This window comes from Saccharopolyspora gloriosae (assembly GCF_014203325.1).
GTDB lineage: Bacteria > Actinomycetota > Actinomycetes > Mycobacteriales > Pseudonocardiaceae > Saccharopolyspora_C > Saccharopolyspora_C gloriosae.
In genome coordinates this window covers 1,607,150-1,626,645 of record NZ_JACHIV010000001.1, presented here as the reverse complement: position 1 = coordinate 1,626,645, position 19,496 = coordinate 1,607,150, and the positions used below count along the sequence as shown (strand labels likewise).

The following is a 19,496-nucleotide window of genomic DNA, read 5'->3' as shown; positions in this document are numbered from 1 at the left end:
CAGTCGATTCGGGCAAGACTTCGCTCAGCGAGCGCGACGCAGCGCGTAGGCCCGCAAATTGCGGAAACTCTGCACCTTCGTAGGCCCGATCGAGGTCAGGTAGTAAGCGGGGTGTGAGCGCAGCGAGGTGGCGAGCTCCCGGTCCACCAAGGCCGACGCGGGCCGGGCCACCGAGGTGAGCCTGCTGGCGATGTTCACCGTCGAGCCGTAGACGTCGCCGAACCTCGCCAGCACCGGCCCCTGCGCCAAGCCGATCCGCAGCGGCGGCAACTTGCCCGCGCCGGTGATCCGCTCGTTGAGCGTCAACGCGATCTCCGCCGCGTCGGCCGCCGTGTCGGTCACGAACAGGACCTCGTCGCCGACCGTCTTCACGATGCGGCCGCGGTTCTCCGCGACGACGCTCGTCGCCGACTCCTCGAACTCGTCGATCAGCCCGGCCAGCTCGACCTCGCTGAAGTCGCGGATCAAGCGCGTGTAGCCCACCAGGTCGGCGAAGCCGATCACCTGCACGCGCTCGTCGGCGGCACCGTCGCGCTCGGTGAGCTCACGAGCCGCGGTCGCCGCGAGGTGGCGGCGCCACACGTAACCCTGCAGGTCCTCCATCACCGGCGCGATCGCCCCGGCGAACTGCGCGGTGACGTCGAGGTCCTGGGCGAACCGGTCGCCGAGCACCGAACGGAAGATCCCGACCTGCCACTCGGCGAGCCGCGACATCGTCTGCGCGAGGGTGCGCGCGACCGCGGTCTCCACCTCCTCGGTGATCACCCCGGCGGAGACCAGCTGCACGAGCGTCCGCACGGCCTGCACGTCCGCGTCGGTGAACAGCACTTCGTCGTCCTCGACGTGAGCGAAGCCCATCGCCTGCCACAGCCGCTCCAGGCGCACGAGGTCCACGTCCGCCCGCGCCGCCACCTCCGCCTTGGTGTAGCGGAACTCGCTGCCCAGCAGCGCCTTCTCGACCTCGGGGCCGAGCGGGGACTCCGCTCCGCCACGAGGCCCGTCCTCATCGTGAGGTCCGGACAACGAGCACATCGCAATCCGCCCGGCGGGAGACCTCGGAAGGCACCGACCCGAGCAATCGGCCTTTGAGCGTGTTCAGGCCCCTGCTACCCACGACCAGCAGATCGGCGTCGGCCTTCTCGGCCGCCTCGACCAGCGACGTCACCGGAGCACCCACCAGCGCCACGGTCTCCACCTCGGGAGCACCGGACTGCCGGGCGTGGTCGGCCGCTTCCAGCAGCGTCTGCTCCGCGGGAGCCGAGCCGATCACCTGGAAGGCCTCGCCGCCCAGCTCGTCCTGGGCGTGCTCGACCTCCCGGTCGCTGCTCGGGTAGTAGGCGCACACGATGACCAGTTTGGCCGACGTGTCCGCCGCGACCGCCGCCGCCTTCGACACGGCCCGCAGCGAAGGGGGCGACCCGTCGGTTCCGACAACGACACTGCGGTAGCTCGACATCTGCAGATCACCCTCCGTTGCGTGACGCACGCATCCGCGCGGACGTGAACACTAACGACCGTCCGGCCGAATCGTCACGCAATTCGGGCGAGGACTGCGGAAGGTTCGAGCCACATCCCGAACCGTGATCTCGATCGATCATCGTGCGGGTCGACAAAGGACGACCGGAAACGTCGTCGTGCCCCACAAACCTGCGGGGTTGATCAAGAGCGTACGTTTCGCCGCAACCTACGGACCCTCTAGGAGGACGCGATGGCAGTACCTGGGCTCAGCCCTGGAAGAGGAATGCTGCGGCGCAAGCCCATCGACTCGATCACCGCCGACGACGGCGAATCGGGCACCGGGCTGCAACGCACGCTGGGCCTGTGGCAGCTCACCGCCATCGGCGTCGGCGGCATCATCGGAGCGGGGGTCTTCTCGCTGGCGGGCGCCGTCGCGCACGGCAAAGCCGGTCCCGCGGTGCTGATCTCATTCCTCATCGCCGGCATCGCCAGTGCCGCGGCGGCGTTCTCCTATGCCGAATTCGCCGGAATGATCCCGAAAGCCGGATCCGCCTACACCTACGGCTACGCGGTGCTCGGCGAGGTCGTCGGCTGGTTGATCGGCTGGGACCTGCTGCTGGAGTACACCGCCATCGCGTCCGTCGTCGCGATCGGCATCTCCGGCTACTTCAACGAACTGCTCGGATTCCTGCACATCGACCTTCCGCTGTGGATGGTCGGCGCACCCGGCACCGAAGGCGGCGACGCTCCGCCCGGCAGCTACAAGGTCAACCTCTTCGCGATGCTGCTGTGCCTGCTGATCGCGTTCGTGCTCAACCAGGGCATGAAGAGCGCGGCCAAGTTCGAGACGGCACTGGTCTACCTCAAGGTCGGCGTCGTGCTGCTCGTGGTGATCGTCGGCGCGTTCCACATCAACGCGGGCAACTACACGCCGTTCTTCCCGTTCGGCATCGGCGGCGCCGTGACGGGCGCGGCGACCGTGTTCTTCGCGGTGTTCGGCTACGACGCGATGAGCACGGCCGCCGAGGAGTCCAAGGACTCGCAGAAGCACATGCCCAAGGCGATCCTGTACTCGCTGATCATCTCGATGGTGCTGTACGTGCTGGCCTGCCTGGTGCTCACCGGCATGATCCCGTACCAGCAGATCAGCGAGGAGAGCGCGTTCGCCACCGCCTTCGCCGACGTCGGCCTGCCCGTGGTGGGCGCGATCATCGCCGTGGGCGCGATCCTGGGCATCCTCACCGTGCTGTTCACCTTCATGCTCGGCGCCACCCGCGTCGGCTTCGCCATGTCCCGCGACGGACTGCTGCCGAAGTGGTTCTCCCGGACCCACCCGGTCCGCAAGGTGCCGTCCCGGTTCACCTGGCTGATCGGCATCGTCTCCGCCGTGTTCGCCGGGCTGCTGCCCATCGAGGAGGCCGCCGAGCTGACCAACATCGGCATCCTGCTGGCGTTCGTCGTGGTGTGCGCCGCGGTGATCGTGCTGCGCTACAAGCGCCCCGACCTGCCGCGCGGCTTCCGCACGCCGGGCATGCCGATCGTGCCGCTGGTCGGCATCGTGTTCTCGCTGTGGCTGGTGACCTTCCTGGCGCCGGAGACCTGGCTGCGGTTCGGCGTCTGGTTCGTGATCGGCCTGATCGTGTACGCGGCGTACGGCTACCGCCACTCCCGGATGAACCAGCGGTCCGACGACGCGTCATGAGTCGACGATCACCTGATCAGTGCCGGTGACGGTGCACTGCGTCACAGCGTGCGCGGGTACCCGAGATCTAGGGTTGCCGGTGCCGCCGGGTCGGGCGGCACCGGTGCGGACCGGCTGAGAGCGCTTCGGCCGGGCCGGTCCTCAACGTCGAGGGGTGTGCGCTGTGACGCGTGTCCGCGAACTGAGCCCGTACGTCGAATTGCACCGCAAGCAGTGGCGGGAGCTCAGCGACTCGCTCCCGCTGCCCCTGTCGCACTCCGAGCTCGCGGCGCTGCGCGGGCTCGGCGAACCCGTCGACCTCGACGAGGTCGCCGACGTCTACCTGCCGCTGTCCCGGCTGATCAACCTCCAGGTGGCGGCGCGGCAGCGGCTGCACGACAGCACCACCACGTTCCTCGGGGAGACGGCGCCGAAGGTGCCGTTCGTGATCGGCCTCGCCGGCAGCGTCGCGGTCGGCAAGTCGACCACCGCGCGCATCCTGCGCACGCTGCTGGCCCGCTGGCCGGACCACCCGCAGGTCGACCTGGTCACCACCGACGGGTTCCTGCACTCCAAGGCCGAACTGGTGCGGCGCGGCATCATGCACCGCAAGGGCTTCCCGGAGAGCTACGACCGGCGGGCGCTGCTGCGGTTCGTCACCGCGGTCAAGTCCGGCGCCGAAGCCGTGAGCGCTCCCGTGTACTCGCACCTGGCCTACGACATCCTGCCCGGTGAGGAGCAGGTGGTGCGGCAGCCCGACATCCTCATCGTCGAGGGCCTCAACGTGCTCCAGCCCGGACCGAGCCTCGCCGTGTCCGACCTGTTCGACTTCTCGATCTACGTCGACGCCCACACCGACCACATCGAGCGCTGGTACACCGATCGGTTCCTCGCGCTGCGCGGCACCGCCTTCGCCGATCCCGATTCGCACTTCCACCACTTCGCCGACCTCTCCGACGAGGACGCCCGCGCCGAGGCGAGCCACCTGTGGCACACCATCAACCGGCCCAACCTGGTGGACAACATCCTCCCGACCCGCCCCCGCGCCACCCTCGTCCTGCGCAAGGACTCCGACCACACCATCAACCGCGTCCGCCTCCGCAAACTTTGAGCCTGGGCGTCACCGCAAGCACTCGGCGGCGCAAGCGAAGCCTGCCTTGCGGCGTAGCCGTGCTTGTATGCGCGACAGCGCATAGCCCACGTCGAAAAGCCGACCACCAGCGGGTTCTCAGTTGGCCTGTCGCGAGGACGGCTTTTTCCCTCGTGGCGGAGCCACTTGGGAAAGAGATCCCGCAGCGACAGGCCAACTGAGGTTCCGCCACCGGACTCCCCTAGCAGAACGAGCCCGATGGAAGTCAGCGGGTGAGGCGGCGGTGCAGGAGGAGGTGGAGTTGGACGGCTAGGCGTTCGGCGGGGTCGGCGAGGTTCAGGCCGGTGATCTCGGCGGCGCGGCGGACCCGGTGCCGCAGCGTGTTCGGGTGGACGTGCAGCGCGGAGCTCGCGGCGCGCACGTCGCCGAAGTGCTCCAGGTACGCCAGCACCGACCTCGCCAGGGCACCGGAGTGCTCGGCGTCGTGCTCGAACAGCGCGTCCAGCCGCGGATCGCGGAACCGCTCGTTGCCGCCGAGCACGGTGAGCAGCTCGCTGAGCACCACTCGGGAGCGCACGTCGGCGATGGTGGCGACCTGGGTGTCCAGGTCGTGGCTCATGGCGTCCAGCACGCGGTCGGCCTCCGCGCGCGAGTGCGCCACCTCGTCCAGCGCCCTCACCACCGAGCCCACCCCGGCCTGCACCGCCGCCCGCAGGTGCTGGCCGGCGGCGGCCACGATCTCCCTGGTCATGCCGAGCACTCCGGGCATCGCGTGCGACGGGAGGTCCGGCAGCAGCACGTACACCCGCGAGCTCAGCGTGGTCACCAGGGCGCTGCGCCGGTAGGCCGCGGCGTGCACCGAGATCAAGCCGGTCATCTCGGTGCGCTCCAGTTCCAGCTCCGGGCGGTCCGACACCCCTGCCCGGCCGCGCAAGGTGAACACCACGACCACCGCGGGCCGGGCCGCGTCGGCACCGATGTCGCCCGCCACGCTCGCCGCGTCGACCTTGCCGTCGAGCAGCCCGATCAGCAGGTTCTCCCGCAGGCGGGGCGCAGCGCTGGCCTCCGCGCGCTGCCGGATCAGCTGCACCGCCGCCACCCGCGCCGCGCCGAGCAACGCCCGCCGGGAGCGCTCTTCGAGCGGCGTCGCGCCTTCCTGCACCCAGATCGTGCCCAGCGGTTGCGACCCCGCGTGGATGCCGACCGCCATCCGGCGCCGGATGCCCAGGTCGGGGCGTTCGTCGACGCGCACGACCTCCTCGCCGGAGCGCAGCCGCTCGTACACGCCCCACTCGCGCAGCATCGCCAGGTACGTCTCGGGGCCGCGGCGGCCGAGGATGGACAGCCTGCGCAGCTCGTCCACGTCGTCGTCGGAGCGCGAGTAGGCGAGCACCCTGCTGGCGGTGTCCTCGATGCTCACGATGCCGTCGGTCATCGCCGCGACCGTCTGGGCCAGGGAGAACAGGTCGCCGAGGGACTCCCCCGCGTCGGCTTCGACGGTCAGCCGGGCGTTGTCGACGACCGAGCGCACCAGCGACTCCAACTGCTCCCAGCGCACCTCCGGCCACACCCCGAACAGCGCGATCCCGGCGTCGCGCGCGGCATCGCGCAGGGCTCGCGCGTCCTGCTCGGTCTGCGTCTTGACCGCCACCGCCGTCGCGCCGTCCCGGCCCGCGGCTCGAACCTGGCGCAGCGCGGACCGGCCGCGGACGCCGATCACCAGCACCAGGTCACCGGGATGCGTGGTGGAGTCCTCCTCCGGTTCCACGATCACCACGTCGCGCACGTCGGCGTCGAGTCCTGCCGGGGCGGCGAGCAGGTCGATCAGCGGCTCCCCGACGGCGACGAGCAGCTGCCGCAACGGTGCTCCCGGGCTCGCCGCCGGACCGCGCGGGTCCTTGTTCAATCGAACAACACGCTCCCCTCAAAGATGGCTGATCGTACAGCCGCACGTGGCCGTCGCGCTCCTAGTGTTCTGGGTAACCACGAGCCATCGACGCGCAAGGAGGCGACAAGGCCATGGATGCCATCACCACCGTTCCGGCCCCCAGCAACGAACCGGTCAAGTCCTACGCCCCCGGCTCGGCCGAGCGGGAGTCGCTGCACAAGCGCATCGCCGAACTCGAATCCGAGCGCTTCGAACTCACCTCCACCATCGCCGGCACGCAGCGCATGGCGGGCGGCGACCGCTTCGACGTGGTGCAGCCGCACAAGCACGCGCACGTGCTGGGCACCTCCGCCCAGGCCACCCGCGAGGACGTGGCCGACGCGGTGCGGGCCGCGAAGGAGGCCGCACCGGGCTGGGCCGCGACGTCCTTCGACGAGCGCGCCGCGGTGCTGCTGCGCGCCGCGGACCTGCTGGCCGGGCCGTGGCGGGACACCATCAACGGCGCCACCGTGCTCGGGCAGTCGAAGTCGGTGCAGCAGGCCGAGATCGACGCCGCCTGCGAATTCATCGACTTCCTGCGGTTCAACGTGCACTACGCGCGGCGCATCCTGGCCGAGCAGCCGAGCTCCGTGGCGGGCGAGTGGAACCGGATGGAGTACCGGCCGCTGGACGGCTTCGTCACCGCCATCACCCCGTTCAACTTCACCGCCATCGCGGGCAACCTCCCGACCGCTCCGGCGCTGATGGGCAACACCGTGGTGTGGAAGCCGACGCCGTCGCAGCAGCTCTCGGCGCACTTCACGATGCGCATGCTGGAGGCCGCGGGACTGCCTCCGGGCGTGATCAACCTGGTGACCGGCGACGGGCAGGCGGTCAGCGAGGTCGCGCTGGGCGACGCGGACTTCGCCGGGCTGCACTTCACCGGTTCCACCGCGACGTTCAAGAAGCTGTGGCGCACGGTGTCCGACAACCTCGACTCCTACCGCAGCTACCCGCGCATCGTCGGGGAGACCGGCGGCAAGGACTTCATCGTCGTGCACCCCTCAGCCGATCCGGCGCCGCTGGCGACGGCGTTCGCGCGCGGCGCGTTCGAGTACCAGGGGCAGAAGTGCTCGGCGGCCTCGCGCGCTTACGTGCCGCGGTCGATCTGGGAGTCGGGCCTGCGCGAGGAGCTCGCCGACCTCACCCGGTCGATCAGCTTCGGCGACGTCACCGACTTCGGGAACTTCGGCGGCGCCGTGATCGACGCGCGGGCGTTCGCCAAGCACAAGGCCGCGCTGGAGCGGGCGCGCGGCACCGCCTCGGTGGAGGTCCTCGCGGGCGGCGGGTGCGACGACTCCGTCGGCTACTTCGTGGAGCCGACGGTGCTGGTCTGCTCGGACCCGGCGGACGAGGTGTTCACCACCGAGTACTTCGGGCCGATCATCGCGGTGCACGTCTACGACGACGCGCGGTACTCGGAGATCCTCGACGTCGTCGACTCCTCCAGCCAGTACGCGCTGACCGGGGCGGTGTTCTCGACCGACCGCGCCGCCATCGAGGAGGCGCACCGCAAGTTGCGGCACGCGGCGGGGAACTTCTACGTCAACGACAAGCCCACCGGGTCGATCGTGTCGCGCCAGCCGTTCGGCGGGAGCCGGGCGTCCGGCACCAACGACAAGGCGGGCTCGATGTTCAACATCCAGCGGTGGACGAGCCCGCGCGCGATCAAGGAGACCTTCGTCGCGCCGACGCGGCTCGGCTACCCGCACATGGACTGACCCGTTCCCCCACGCATTCGAGGAGATCCGATGCTGCGCTCGGCATTGCTGGCTGCGGCGGGTTCGGCGAACGTGCGCCGGCTCGTGGAGGCCAATCCGCTGACGGGTCCGGTCGTGGACCGCTACGTCGCCGGGACGACCGCTCAGGACGCGGTCGAGGTGACCCGCGCGCTCTCGTCGCGCGGACTGCACGTGAGCCTGGACCACCTGGGCGAGGACACCCGCGATTCCGGGCAGGCGACCGACACGGTCAACGCGTACCGGGCGGTCCTCGGTTCGCTCAGCGACGAGGGATCGGCGGCGCGGGCCGAGGTGTCGGTGAAGCTGTCCGCGGTGGGGCAGTTCCTGCCCAAGGACGGCGAGAAGATCGCGCTGGAGAACGCCCGGCTGATCTGCGAGGCCGCGGCCGCGGCGGGCACCACGGTCACCCTCGACATGGAGGACCACACCACCACGGATTCCACCTTGGACATCCTGCGGGACCTGCGGGTGGACTTCCCGTCGACGGGTGCGGTGCTGCAGGCGTACCTGCGGCGCACCGAGCAGGACTGCCGGGACCTGGCCACCGCGGGCTCCCGGGTGCGGCTGTGCAAGGGCGCCTACGCCGAGCCCGCGTCGGTGGCGTTCCAGGAACGGGCCGAAGTGGACCGGGCCTACGTGCGGTGCCTGCGAATCCTGATGCAGGGCGCGGGTTATCCGATGGTGGCGACGCACGATCCGCGGATGGTGGCGATCGCGACCGACCTGGCCGCCCGCGCCCGGCGGAGCCCGGAGAGCTTCGAGTTCCAGATGCTCTACGGGATCCGCCCGGCCGAGCAGGTGCGGCTGGCCGCCGACGGTCACCGGCTGCGGGTGTACGTGGCCTACGGCGACGAGTGGTACGGGTACTTCATGCGGCGGCTGGCCGAGCGTCCGGCGAACCTGGTGTTCTTCGCCCGCTCGCTGCTCGGCCGGGGCTGACCGGCAGCACCACAGAAGCGGGGCCGACCGGGCGATTCGCCCGGTCGGCCCCGCTTCGTCTCCGCCTCCGCTGAGCCTTTCGGTCTATTCCGATGGCGCGATGGCCGAGACCAACTGCTGCAAACCGAACTCCGGCGGCTACCTCCGTCCCCACTTCAATTCTGGATCAACAAAGAGATCACCAATCAGTTCATGAATCCGCCCATCAATCATTTCAGGGTTTCAAAACCGCTCATCATCGATTCCATAATCGCAATGCGGATCGCAACTCGTCCACGATTGCCCGAATCGCGCCGGACATCGGATGGAGCAGCGCGAAGCCTCGACGTTAGGCCGATTGTGTCGGCTTACCACACCGCCTCCGATTCGCCGGAGAACGGACGGCGGCCGTCGCTGAGGCGAACGGCAGACACCCGCCCCGGCGTTGGGCCGACGCCCCCGTCGTACCTCCCGGAGCCCCTTCGAGTGATCAACCTCTCGGCAACCGCGGGGGCCTCCGGCGGCCGAGGATCGACGTGCTGACCACCACGTGGGCACCACGCTCGACGTTGAGGCCGAACGCGGTCGTTACGACCTGGTATCGCGGTCTGCCAAACGGGTGATCATTTTCATGCCGCGGAACACGCCGAACAGCCCTCCGCCTTGCCGCCGGTTGCCGCACGCCTCGGAAAACCGGCTGCATAAGGGCTCGCCGGTACGGTGAGTGACGATTTCCTGATCAACTACTCACGCATGTCTTACCACCTCAGCGAGGTTTTTGGAATCTCCAAAAGGTGGACTTCGCCGGGTAACCTGACTCCCAAGTAATTCTTAGCCCCACGATCGGAGGCGCTGTGGGCGCGGCCGGTGCAACACTCGGCGAGTACACCGAAAAACAATTATCAAATCTATGCGATTCGGTCGGGATCGCAGATTCAACCCCTCTCGCCATGCTGGCAAAACTACTCGGAAAAGAAAATTCGAGACCACTGTCGATGGTCCCGGCATGGCCGTCGGACGTCGCCGACGACCACACTCCCGCCGAATTCTCGCTGGCCGTCGACAACAGCGGGCGATGCCGCATCCGCATGCTCGGCGAGACGCCGCCGAGCGGCGGGTCGAGCCTCGACCCCGGTGCCGCGGTCGCCCTGCTCGAAGAGCTCGCGGAGACCTACGGGCTTCCGCTGGACCGGTTCAACGCCGTCCGGGACCTGTTCCTCCCGGAGGACCCGTCCGGCCAGTTCACCCTGTGGTTCTCCTTCATCTTCGCCCCCGACGGCCCGCCTGCGATCAAGGTGTACTTGAACCCGCTGGTGAGCGGCCGGGAGCGTTCGGGCGAACTCGTCGCCGAGGGCCTCTCCAGGCTGGGTCTCACCGGCGCCTACGACACGATCCGGGAGAACGCGCTGCTGCGCGGCGAACTCGACCAGTTCACGTTCTTCGCCGTGGACATCTCGGACAGCCCGCAAGCCCGCGTGAAGGTGTACCTGAGCCACCACGCGGCGACCGCGGAGGCGGCGGCGCGGGCCGCCAAGGCCGTGCCGGGCGTCGACCCGCAGCAGGTGATCGACTTCTGCCGGCACACCGGCGGCGACGCGGACTACTTCGAAGGCCGGCCGCTGATCTCCAGCTACGCGTTCTCCGGCGACGACACCGCGATCCCCAGCAACTACAGCATCTACGTCCCCATCCGCAGCTACGTGCCCGACGACGAGGTCGCGCGGGAGCGGGTGTGGCGGGCGCTTCGGCACCAGGGACTGGACACCGCGATCTTCGAGCAGGCGCTCTCGGCGGTCGCCCCGCGCCCCCTGGGCGACGGCGCGGGACTGCTGGCGCACACCTCGTTGCGGATCGGCGGCTCCCACTCGGGGGTCACGCTGTACCTCTCCTCGGAGGCCTACCAGAGCCCGTCGTACCCGCCGCGGTAACGCCCCTGCCCCGCACCGCACTCCCGAGCCCTGCACCCAGGGCCGCGCCCTGCCTTGAGGAGTCACCATGCTGGACTTCCCGACCACCCTGTCCGCCGTCGTCAAGCCCGCCCCCGCGCTGTCCCGCGAGGAGCGGGAACGCGAGATCGAGCGGGCCGGGTACAACCCGTTCAAGATCGACGCCCGCACCGTGAGCGTCGACTTCCTCTCCGACTCCGGCACCGGCGCGCTGTCCACCGCGCAGCGCGCCGCCGCCGAGCAGGCCGACGAGAGCTACGCCTGCTCGTCGAGCTGGTACAGATTCGAGGAATCGGTACGTGATCTGGTGCCGTACCGGCACGTCTTCCCCGTGCACCAGGGCCGCGCCGCCGAACGCGTCCTGTTCTCCTCGCTGCTCTCGCCGGGCCAGATCAGCATCAGCAACACCCACTTCGACACCACGCGCGCCAACGTGGAGATCGCCGGTGGCCGCGCGCTGGACCTCCCGTGCCCCGCCTCCTCGGACCTGGACTCGGAGTTCCCGTTCAAGGGCGACATCGACCTGGGCGCGCTGGAGCGGACGCTGTCCGGACCGGAGGGCTCGAAGGTCGGCATCGTGCTGATGACGATCACGAACAACGGGCTGGGCGGGCAGCCGGTCTCGCTGGCGAACATGACGTCGGCGGCTGAGATCGCCCGCCGCCACGGCGTGCCGTTCTGGCTGGACGCGGCGCGCTTCGCGGAGAACGCGTGGCTGATCACCCGCCGGGAACCGGGCTACTCGCACTGGGATCCGCGCGACGTGGCGCGGCGCGAGTTCGCCCTCGCCGACGGCTGCATGATCAGCTTGAAGAAGGACGGCCTCGGCCACGCCGGCGGCCTGCTGGCCATGCGCGACGACGCGTTGGCCGAACGGTGCAAGGCGCTGGTGATCGCGGGCGAAGGCTTCGTCACCTACGGCGGGATCTCCGGGCGGGACCTGGAAGTCGTGGCGCAGGGCCTGCGGGAGGTGACCGACCCGCAGCACCTGGCGGGCCGGGAGAGCGCCGCGGCGCTGCTGGCGGAGCTGTCGCACCAGGCCGGGGTGAGCACGGTGCGCCCGTCCGGGATGCACGCCATCTACCTCAACGCGGGGCGGCTGCTCACGCACCTCACACCCGCCGAGTTCCCCGGTCACGCCTTGGCCTGCGAGCTCTACCGGCGCGGCGGAATCCGGGCGGCGGAGCTCGGTTCGCTCTACCTCGGCGAGCTCGACGACGACCTCCGGCTGCGCGAGCCGGCGCCGTTCGAACTGATCCGCCTGGCCATCCCGCGGCGCTCCTACGACGAGACGCACCTGCGCTTCGTCGGCTCGGTCCTGGACGACATCGCCAAGGAACCCGAACAGGTCCCCGGCTACCGCCTCACCGAGGCCCCGCCCCTCCTGCGCCACTTCGACTGCAGGCTGACCCCCCTGCCCAACTGACCCGCACCGCACCGTGAAACCGAGAACGGGGCAGGACGCGACCGTCCTGCCCCGTTCCGCACGTCAGCGGGTCAGCCGCCCGCGGCGGCGAGGTCCCGCTGCAGCAGCGCGTGCTTCACGAGCGTGACGAGCACCTTCTTGCTGGATTCCCGGTCCCGCGCGTCGCAGAACATGATCGGGGTGTCGGGACCCATCGCCGATGCGGCGCGGACCTCCTCCTCGGTGTAGCTGAACTCCGTGTCGTCGAAGCAGTTCACCGCGACGACGAACGGGATTCCGCGCCGTTCGAAGAAGTCGATGGACGGGAAGCCCATCGCCAGTCGACGGGTGTCCAGCAGCACCACCGCGCCGATGGCGCCGGTGGACAGCTCCGTCCACAGCGAACCGAACCGGGCCTGGCCCGGGGTGCCGAACAGGTACAGCACGATCTCCTGCGAGATCGTGATGCGCCCGAAGTCCAGCGCCACCGTGGTGGTCCGCTTCATCTCCATACCGGTGAGGTCGTCGACGCCGACGCTCGCCTCGGTCATTTCCTCTTCGGTGCTCAGCGGCGTGATCTCGCTGACCGATCCGATGAAGGTCGTCTTGCCCACGGCGAACCCGCCCGCGACGACCAGCTTCACCGAATCGGGCATCACGGGTGGTGCGCCGTCAGAGCCTGTTGAGTCCGGCAAGCACTGCCTCCAAAATGTCTCGATCGCGCGGTTGCACCATGCGGGAACGCGCCAGTGATCCGTGTTCGAGCAGGTCGGAACAGAGCACCCGGATGACGCCCAGGGGGAGCTTCAACGAGGCGGACAGTTCCGCGATGGATTGCGGCGCTCCGCACCGTTGCAGGATCGCCTCGTGTTCGGGCGTCTCCGCCGCTCCGCGTCCGGAGTCGGCGAGCGTCGCGACGACCTGGGTCGCCCGGTCAAGGTTGAGGGCCGCGTCCGGGGTACGGCCGCCGGTCAGCGCGTACGAGCGCACCATCCGGCCGGCGTCGTCGTCGTACCACGCGTCGGAGTCGGGCGCGGTCAATGCTTCTCCGCACCGACCGGGTTGCGCGCGCCCTTGCCGAGCCGCTCACCCACGTTCTTGATCAGACGCCGCATCTCGTACTGCAGCTGCTCGGCGTCGACGCTGCGGCCCGCGACGACCAGCACGGAGTTGCGCGGGTCCACGGCCAGCACGTACATGGACTGGCTCTCGGTGGCGAGCAGGTTCATGTCGATGTCCCCGCCCTCCAGCTCGTGGCTGAGCGCCTTGCTCGTGGCGCGCAGCGTGCCGCAGGCGGCCGAGATCTTGTCCGCCCGGTCCTGGTCGAGGTTCTTCGAGAACGCGGCGGGCAGACCATCGTGGGTCAGCACCAGGGCGTGCAACGTGTCGGGCACGTTGTCCAGCATCTGGTCGAGGAGCCAGGCCAGGTCGAGGTCCGGCTTCCTGGAGTTCATCACGTCGTTCACGCTTTCCTCACTGCACGTCGTCGTCGGAATTGGGCTTGTCGCCGGAGTCGTCGCGCGACTTCCTGTCGGCGTTGAAGAAAGTCATCAATCCCGGCGCGAACTCCGGCTTGCTCTGCCGGTCGGTCGGCTCGTCCTCGCCGAACCCGGCAGGCAGATCGGCGTAGGGAACCCGCTGCGGTAGCGGAGGTCGGTCCATGTCCTTCCCTTCCGCGCTCGGGCGCGGCGCTGCGTCGGCCTTCGGCTCCTCGCGCACGACCGGTTCCGCCACCGCGGTGCTGCCGGCCGCCGAGGGCACCCTGGTCGGCAGCGGCTGCGCGGGTGCGGCGGCCTTCGCCACCGGCACGTCGCCGCTCCACGAGTCGCGGCGTTCCTCGTCGTCCTCGGTGACCAGGTGCGCCTGCGGGATGAAGATCTCGGCCCGCACGCCCTGGTAGATCGAGGTGCCGAACTCGACGACCCACTCGTTGCGCTCGGCCAGCTGGGCGACGGTGAACAGGCCGAGCTGCTCACCGCGGTCACCGAGCCGCACCAGCGCGGCGAATCCGGGCGGGGCCTTCATCGTCTCGTTGGCGCTGTTGCGCGCCTCCGGGGTCATGCCGACGCCGCGGTCGGAGATCTGCACGACCAGCCCGCTGCCCACGGACACGGCCTCCACGTGCACGTCCGTGCCGGGCGGCGAGAACGAGGCGGCGTTGGCGAACAGCTCGGCGAACATGCGCAGCATGTCGCCGATCACCGACGGGGTCACGCCCACGCTGGGCACGTGGCCCAGCCGCAGCCGGTCGTGGTGCTTGGTCTCGGCGGCGGAGGCGCGCAGGATCTCGGTGAGGTCGCGCGGCCTGCTCCAGCGGCGGCCGGGGGCTGCGCCGCAGAGCACGAGCTGGTTCTCCACCACGTGCCGCGCCTGGGTGACGGACTCGTCGAGCGCGAACAGCGCGCCGAGGCGGTCCGGGTCCTCCTCGTTCTGCAGCAGCGCGTCGAGCCGCTGCGGCAGCGGCCCGAGCGCGGACTGCACGCGGCGGGTCTGTCCGATGTAGAAGGTGAGGGCGCCCTGCTGGGTGTCGGCCTCGTTGATCGCCGCCTGCAGCGCTTCCTGCTGGAACGCGCGGAACGCGTCGGCGACCTGACCGATCTCGTCGTTGCCGTAGCCCTGCAGCGCGGTCGAGTCGACCTCGACCCGGTCGCCGGCCCGCACCCTCGTCATCATCGACGGCAGGGTCTTCTCGGCGAGTTCGCGGGCTTCCGCGCTGAGTCGCTGCAGACGGGGCAGCAGCGAGCCGTCGATGACCGAGCGGTACCGGCGGCGCGTCCAGAAGAAGAAGCCCAGCGCGAACAGACCGGCCGCGATCGCACCGGCGACGGCGGTGGTGATGGCGTTGTCACCGTTGGCCACGGCCTCGGTGGAGACCTGGTCGGCCTGGTCCCGGGTGAGCGCGGTGAGTTCGCCGCCGACGGCGTCGGTGAGGCGCCGCCACTCCGCCAGCGACACGCCCGCTTCACCCGGGTCCGCCCATTCGCCCTGCTGCAGCAGCTTGTTCTCCGCGATGACCAGCTGCGCCCACTCGGGGGAGGCCACCATCCGCTCGTAGCGCTCGCGCACCGCGGGCTTGAGGTAGGAGACGTTCTTCTCCAGCTCGGTGTGGTACGACCCGTTCTGCTGGATCAGCTGCAGGTGCTGGTCCGCGGAGAGCTGACCGGTGGTGAGCGCCGTGGAGATCAGCGCCGATTCCCGCGACATCAAGTCGGTGGAGCGGAACAGCGCGGTCGCGGCGATACCGCCCTGGGAGGCGTCGGTGTCCGGCACGATCCGGGACTGGACGTCGAACAGCTCGGTCGCGATCGTGAAGACGTTGTTGTAGTAGTCGGTGAGCTCGGGGGACGAGATCTGCCCCGCGGCCAGCCGGGAGCGGATCTGCGGGAGCTTGCCGAGTTCGGTGGTCAGCTGTTCGACCGGCAGGGCGATCTCGGCGGGCGCGGAGCTCAGCGCCGACTCGATCGTCTGGTTCAGGTCGCCGACCGCGGCGTCGGTCCGGGCCTGCTGCTGCTGCAGCGCGGTCTGGTCCCCGCCGGCGCCGTTGGCCAGCAGTTCCTGGCTGAGCTGGCGTTCGGTCTGGACCGCGTCCAGCGCCGTGACGGCGGGCAGGGAGACCTGGCGCACGCCGGATGCGATCAGTCGCGTGTAGACACCGTCGGTGATGAACGACGCGCACCAGACGAGCCACAGCACCAGCACGACGATCCAGGGGATCGTGACCGCCAGGGTCAGGCTGGATCGGATCGATCTTTCCGACGTGCTCTGAAGTTCACCAGGTGGCTTGGTGATGTTGTCGGGATCTGTTGTGCTCACAGCGCTCCACGTTGTCGGTCATCTGACGTGGTGTGTTGAGGAGGCGTGCGTGTCCCTGCGGGCGCGGCCTGCGGCGCCGGACTCTTCCAGCCGACTGGAATCAGGCAGGAGGTCTCGCCGATGGATGGCCTGTACAGGCGTCTTCCCGGGGACACGGCTCCTTCCGCACACCGTCGTCTTCCGCTCCTGCCGAGCACGAGCGGAAGTGCATTCCCCCCTGCGCGAGGCACTTTATCGGAAGATGATCAGGGTGTCGGCGTTCGGCCCCGGAGTCGTTCCCCACTTCCGCAACGACGCATGTCACGGAGCGTTTTCACTTGCGAGGGCAGCGAAAACACCGTGATCGCCACAACCCGACGGGCGGGTCAGGAGTGAGTGGACCCGAGACCACGAGGACCAACGAGACCACGTTGTTGCGATCCGTGACCGACGAACACGGACGGCGGTGGGCCGAATGGACCCGCAAATCCGCCGAAAAGCGCCGCGCAGATCCTCGGCCACCTGCGCGGTTCTTTTCCACCTGCCGCAGAGGGGAATGCGACGCGGTTTTCGAACCACTCGATCAGCCGACTGCGGGACGCACCGGAGCAGGCGCCGGCCGGCCCCGCGGCCACCCGGTCGGCCGTTCCGGATCGATGCCGCGCACCGCCGCCGCGAGGTGCCCGTCCGGACGCACCAGCAGCAGCCCCGGCCGCCGCGCGAGATCGCGCACGGTCGCTGAATCGGTTCCGCGCAACGCGGGCCGGTCGGCGGGAATCACGACCTGCCGCGCACGCCACGGCCCGGCCCGCGACCTCCTGACCGGACCGCGACGGGCGCAGGCTCACGCCCGGCGCAGCGGAACGATCCGCCACCAGGTGACGCAGCGCCAGGCCCACTCCAACGGCCCCTGCCGGAAGTGCGCGAGCCACAACCTGCTCCACAGCAGCTGCACCGCGAGGATTCCCACTGCCAGCAGCAGCATCACGCCGTACGCGCTGGAGTCGCGCAGCCCGATCAGCCCGCCCAGCGCGAGCACCAGCAGGGTGGCCGTGACGTAGTTCGTCAGCGCCATCCGGCCCAGCGGTTCCAGCACACCGCCCAGCACCCGGCGCAGCGGGGTGCGCAGCAGCAGGAGCAGTCCGGTGACGTAAGCGGCGGCCAGGCAGAGCCCTGCGACGCCGGAGCTGGTGGTGAAACCGGCCTCCAGCGGCCGCTGCTCCTGCACGATCAGCGCGGGGACGGCACCGGCCAGCGACACCGCGAACACCGCGCCGAGCTGCCACCCGAGCCGGGGCAGCCGCTGCGGCACTCCGAACTGGGCGAGCGCGAATCCGAACACGAGCAGCCCCGGAACCGACAGCAGCCCGCCGCCGAAGCAGGCCGTGGTGCCGCCGATCAGCCCCGCGCCGATCACCAGGTTCACCCAGCGGCTCGCCCAGCTCAGCGGCAGCAGGAGGAGCAGCCCGAACACCGCGTACGGCGTCAGCGCCTCACCGGGGTGCAGGAACGCGTGCCCCACCCCGAGCACCAGCAGCGCCAGCAGCCGGCGGGCCAGCAGCACCCGCGGCCGCGCGGAGCGATTCGCGGCGCTCGTGAGGAACAGTCCGAACCCCACGCCGAACAGCAGCGAGAAGATGGGGAAGAACCGCTGCTGGACGAACAGGTCCAGCAGGTGCGGTATCGGAAGCCGCTGGAGGTCGAGGGTCCCCGTCATCATCATGGCGGGCGGGATGTTGACGAAGAGGATTCCGCACAGCGCCATGCCGCGCACCGCGTCGAGCTCACCGATCCGCGGCGCGGGACGCGCTTCGGCGTCCGGTGGTGTGCGGTCGGGGCGGACGATCTCGGCTTCAGGCATGGCGTCGCTTTCGTGCGGATGAGCTGACCGCCGGGGTTCGTCCCCGGCTCGACACCCATCCTCGACCGCCACCGCAGCACCGCGGATCGGTCATCAGGCCGCGCGCACCGGCCGTTCAGCCGAGTTCGTTCGAGTCCTGTTCGGACTTCGGCGGCCGCCCGCGCCGGGCGGGACCGCCCGCGTCCGACGGGAGCCGACCGGCATCGGCCAGCGCCCGCCGCAGCACGAACTCGATCTGCGCGTTGGTGCTGCGCAACTCGTCCTGCGCCCACCGGGCCAGCGCATCGTGGATCGCCGGGTCCAACCGGAGGAGAAAACCCTTCCGTGCGGCCATGTCCCGCCTCAGTGATCGTTCCAGCAGAGCACTACAACCTCGTTCTTCCCCCAGCGAACCCGCTCGGCGGGCGGCGAAGCCACGCCTGCCTTGCGGCCGAAGGCCGTGCCTAGCGGCGAAGCCGTGCCTTGGGCGGCGAAGCAAGCCTGCCTTGCGGCGAAGCCGTGCCTGTATGTGCGAAGCACATAGCCCACGTCCCAAAGCCGACCACCCGCGGGTTCTCAGCTTCCTTCTCGCGAGGACAGCTTTTTCCCTCGTGGCGGAGCCACTCGGGAAAAAGATCCCGCAGCGAGAAGGAAGCTGAGGTTCCGCCACCCGACCACCAAACCAGCAAAACCACCGTCAGTGATACAACGACCCGGTGTTCACAACCGGCTGAGTGTCGCCGCAGAGCACGACGAGCAGGTTGCTGACCATCGCCGCCTTGCGCTCCTCGTCGAGTTCGACGACCTCCCGTTCGGAGAGCCGCTGCAGGGCCAGGTCGACCATGCCGACGGCGCCTTCGACGATCCGCTCCCGCGCCGCCACGACCGCTCCGGCCTGCTGGCGCTGGAGCATGGCCTGGGCGATCTCCGGGGCGTAGGCGAGGTGGGTCAGCCTGGATTCGACCACGTCGACGCCGGCGGCCTCGACGCGCGCGGCGATCTCGGCGGAGAGCTTGCCGGTGATCTCCTCGGCGTTCTCCCGCAGCGAGAACGGGTGCTCGCCCTCGCCGTCGTAGGGGTAGCTGGTGGCGATGTGGCGCACCGCCGTCTCGGTCTGGGTCTCCACGAACTCCACGAAGCTGTCCACCGCGAACGAGGCCTGCGCGGTGTCGGCGACCTGCCAGACGACGACGGCGGCGATCTCGATCGGGTTGCCGTCGGAGTCGTTGACCTTCATCACGGCGGTCTCGTGGTTGCGGATCCGGGTGGAGACCTTCGTCTTGCTGCTGAACGGGTTCACCCAGTGCAGTCCGGCCGGGCGCACCGTTCCCGTGTAGTTGCCGAGGAACTGCAGCACGCGCGCTTCACCGGGAGCCACGGCGACGAGCCCGCCGAGCAGCACCAGTCCGATGAGCCCGACCACGCTCCCGACGGCGAGCGGCAGCACGGTCTCGACGATGAGGCCGTAGGTGAGCACCGCTCCCCCGCCGAGGACGAGCAGCAGCGAGAGCCCGGCCATCGGCACGCCGGACGCCCGGAATCCCGGCCGTTCCACCACCGGCGATTCCGGCATCTGGATCTTTCCGCGTTCCCGCGCTTCCACCTGAGCGGTCATGGTGTCCCCTGCACGTAGTGATCGTTCAACTTGCACAACAGTAGCATAGTGATATCACTTTTCCCTCGGCTCGTTCGAGGAG

16 protein-coding genes are annotated in these 19,496 nt (G+C 69.7%); 6 read left to right on the top strand and 10 right to left on the bottom strand.

The window, feature by feature from the left end; all coding sequences use genetic code 11:
- Positions 1-24: 24 nt before the first annotated feature.
- Together BJ969_RS07410 and BJ969_RS07405 are read right to left on the bottom strand one after the other, a co-directional pair.
- Positions 25-1,023, bottom strand: coding sequence for an adenylate/guanylate cyclase domain-containing protein (locus BJ969_RS07410; protein ID WP_246456708.1), 999 nt, complete (start codon positions 1,021-1,023; stop codon positions 25-27).
- Positions 1,004-1,456: a universal stress protein gene (locus BJ969_RS07405; RefSeq protein ID WP_184478078.1), complete on the bottom strand. Its 453-nt coding sequence runs from the start codon at positions 1,454-1,456 to the stop codon at positions 1,004-1,006. The genes BJ969_RS07410 and BJ969_RS07405 overlap by 20 nt, the downstream gene beginning before the upstream one ends.
- A 252-nt stretch (positions 1,457-1,708) precedes the next feature.
- Between BJ969_RS07405 and BJ969_RS07400 the strand changes: the two genes are divergently transcribed.
- Together BJ969_RS07400 and coaA are read left to right on the top strand one after the other, a co-directional pair.
- Entirely contained in the window at positions 1,709-3,160 is a 1,452-nt protein-coding gene (locus BJ969_RS07400) for an amino acid permease (RefSeq protein WP_184478077.1), read from the top strand.
- Between the two features lie 163 nt (positions 3,161-3,323).
- A complete protein-coding gene (gene coaA / locus BJ969_RS07395) occupies positions 3,324-4,250 on the top strand; it encodes a type I pantothenate kinase (RefSeq protein WP_184478076.1) in 927 nt (308 codons plus the stop codon).
- A 244-nt stretch (positions 4,251-4,494) separates the two neighbouring features.
- Here the strand turns inward: coaA and BJ969_RS07390 are convergent, their stop codons facing one another.
- The gene (locus BJ969_RS07390; protein WP_246456707.1) at positions 4,495-6,090 is read right to left on the bottom strand and encodes a helix-turn-helix domain-containing protein; all 1,596 of its coding nucleotides are present in this window, start codon (positions 6,088-6,090) and stop codon (positions 4,495-4,497) included.
- Positions 6,091-6,248: 158 nt separating this feature from the next.
- Between BJ969_RS07390 and pruA the strand changes: the two genes are divergently transcribed.
- The 4 genes from pruA to BJ969_RS07370 all read left to right on the top strand — a co-directional run bounded on the left by pruA (position 6,249) and on the right by BJ969_RS07370 (position 12,188).
- Positions 6,249-7,877: an L-glutamate gamma-semialdehyde dehydrogenase gene (gene pruA / locus BJ969_RS07385; protein WP_184478074.1), complete on the top strand. Its 1,629-nt coding sequence runs from the start codon at positions 6,249-6,251 to the stop codon at positions 7,875-7,877.
- A gap of 30 nt (positions 7,878-7,907) precedes the next feature.
- A complete protein-coding gene (locus BJ969_RS07380) occupies positions 7,908-8,837 on the top strand; it encodes a proline dehydrogenase family protein (RefSeq protein ID WP_184478073.1) in 930 nt (309 codons plus the stop codon).
- 833 nt (positions 8,838-9,670) lie between these two features.
- On the top strand, positions 9,671-10,744 hold the full coding sequence (locus BJ969_RS07375) for a tryptophan dimethylallyltransferase family protein (protein ID WP_343071286.1): 1,074 nt from the start codon (positions 9,671-9,673) through the stop codon (positions 10,742-10,744).
- A gap of 67 nt (positions 10,745-10,811) precedes the next feature.
- The gene (locus BJ969_RS07370; RefSeq protein ID WP_184478071.1) at positions 10,812-12,188 is read left to right on the top strand and encodes a tryptophanase; all 1,377 of its coding nucleotides are present in this window, start codon (positions 10,812-10,814) and stop codon (positions 12,186-12,188) included.
- A gap of 71 nt (positions 12,189-12,259) precedes the next feature.
- Here the strand turns inward: BJ969_RS07370 and BJ969_RS07365 are convergent, their stop codons facing one another.
- The 7 genes from BJ969_RS07365 to BJ969_RS07335 all read right to left on the bottom strand — a co-directional run bounded on the left by BJ969_RS07365 (position 12,260) and on the right by BJ969_RS07335 (position 19,414).
- A complete protein-coding gene (locus tag BJ969_RS07365) occupies positions 12,260-12,823 on the bottom strand; it encodes a GTP-binding protein (protein ID WP_184478070.1) in 564 nt (187 codons plus the stop codon).
- 16 nt (positions 12,824-12,839) lie between these two features.
- On the bottom strand, positions 12,840-13,208 hold the full coding sequence (locus BJ969_RS07360) for a DUF742 domain-containing protein (RefSeq protein ID WP_246456705.1): 369 nt from the start codon (positions 13,206-13,208) through the stop codon (positions 12,840-12,842).
- Positions 13,205-13,633 carry a roadblock/LC7 domain-containing protein gene (locus BJ969_RS07355; protein ID WP_184478069.1) on the bottom strand — a complete coding sequence of 143 codons (429 nt, stop codon included), beginning with the start codon at positions 13,631-13,633 and terminating at the stop codon, positions 13,205-13,207. The genes BJ969_RS07360 and BJ969_RS07355 overlap by 4 nt, the downstream gene beginning before the upstream one ends.
- A 7-nt stretch (positions 13,634-13,640) precedes the next feature.
- Entirely contained in the window at positions 13,641-15,980 is a 2,340-nt protein-coding gene (locus BJ969_RS07350; protein WP_184478068.1) for a nitrate- and nitrite sensing domain-containing protein, read from the bottom strand.
- An 823-nt stretch (positions 15,981-16,803) separates the two neighbouring features.
- The gene (locus BJ969_RS07345; protein ID WP_246456704.1) at positions 16,804-17,820 is read right to left on the bottom strand and encodes a DUF418 domain-containing protein; all 1,017 of its coding nucleotides are present in this window, start codon (positions 17,818-17,820) and stop codon (positions 16,804-16,806) included.
- 115 nt (positions 17,821-17,935) lie between these two features.
- Entirely contained in the window at positions 17,936-18,154 is a 219-nt protein-coding gene (locus BJ969_RS07340; RefSeq protein WP_184478067.1) for a type II toxin-antitoxin system antitoxin, read from the bottom strand.
- A 342-nt stretch (positions 18,155-18,496) separates the two neighbouring features.
- A complete protein-coding gene (locus tag BJ969_RS07335) occupies positions 18,497-19,414 on the bottom strand; it encodes an SPFH domain-containing protein (protein ID WP_184478066.1) in 918 nt (305 codons plus the stop codon).
- Positions 19,415-19,496: the final 82 nt, after the last annotated feature.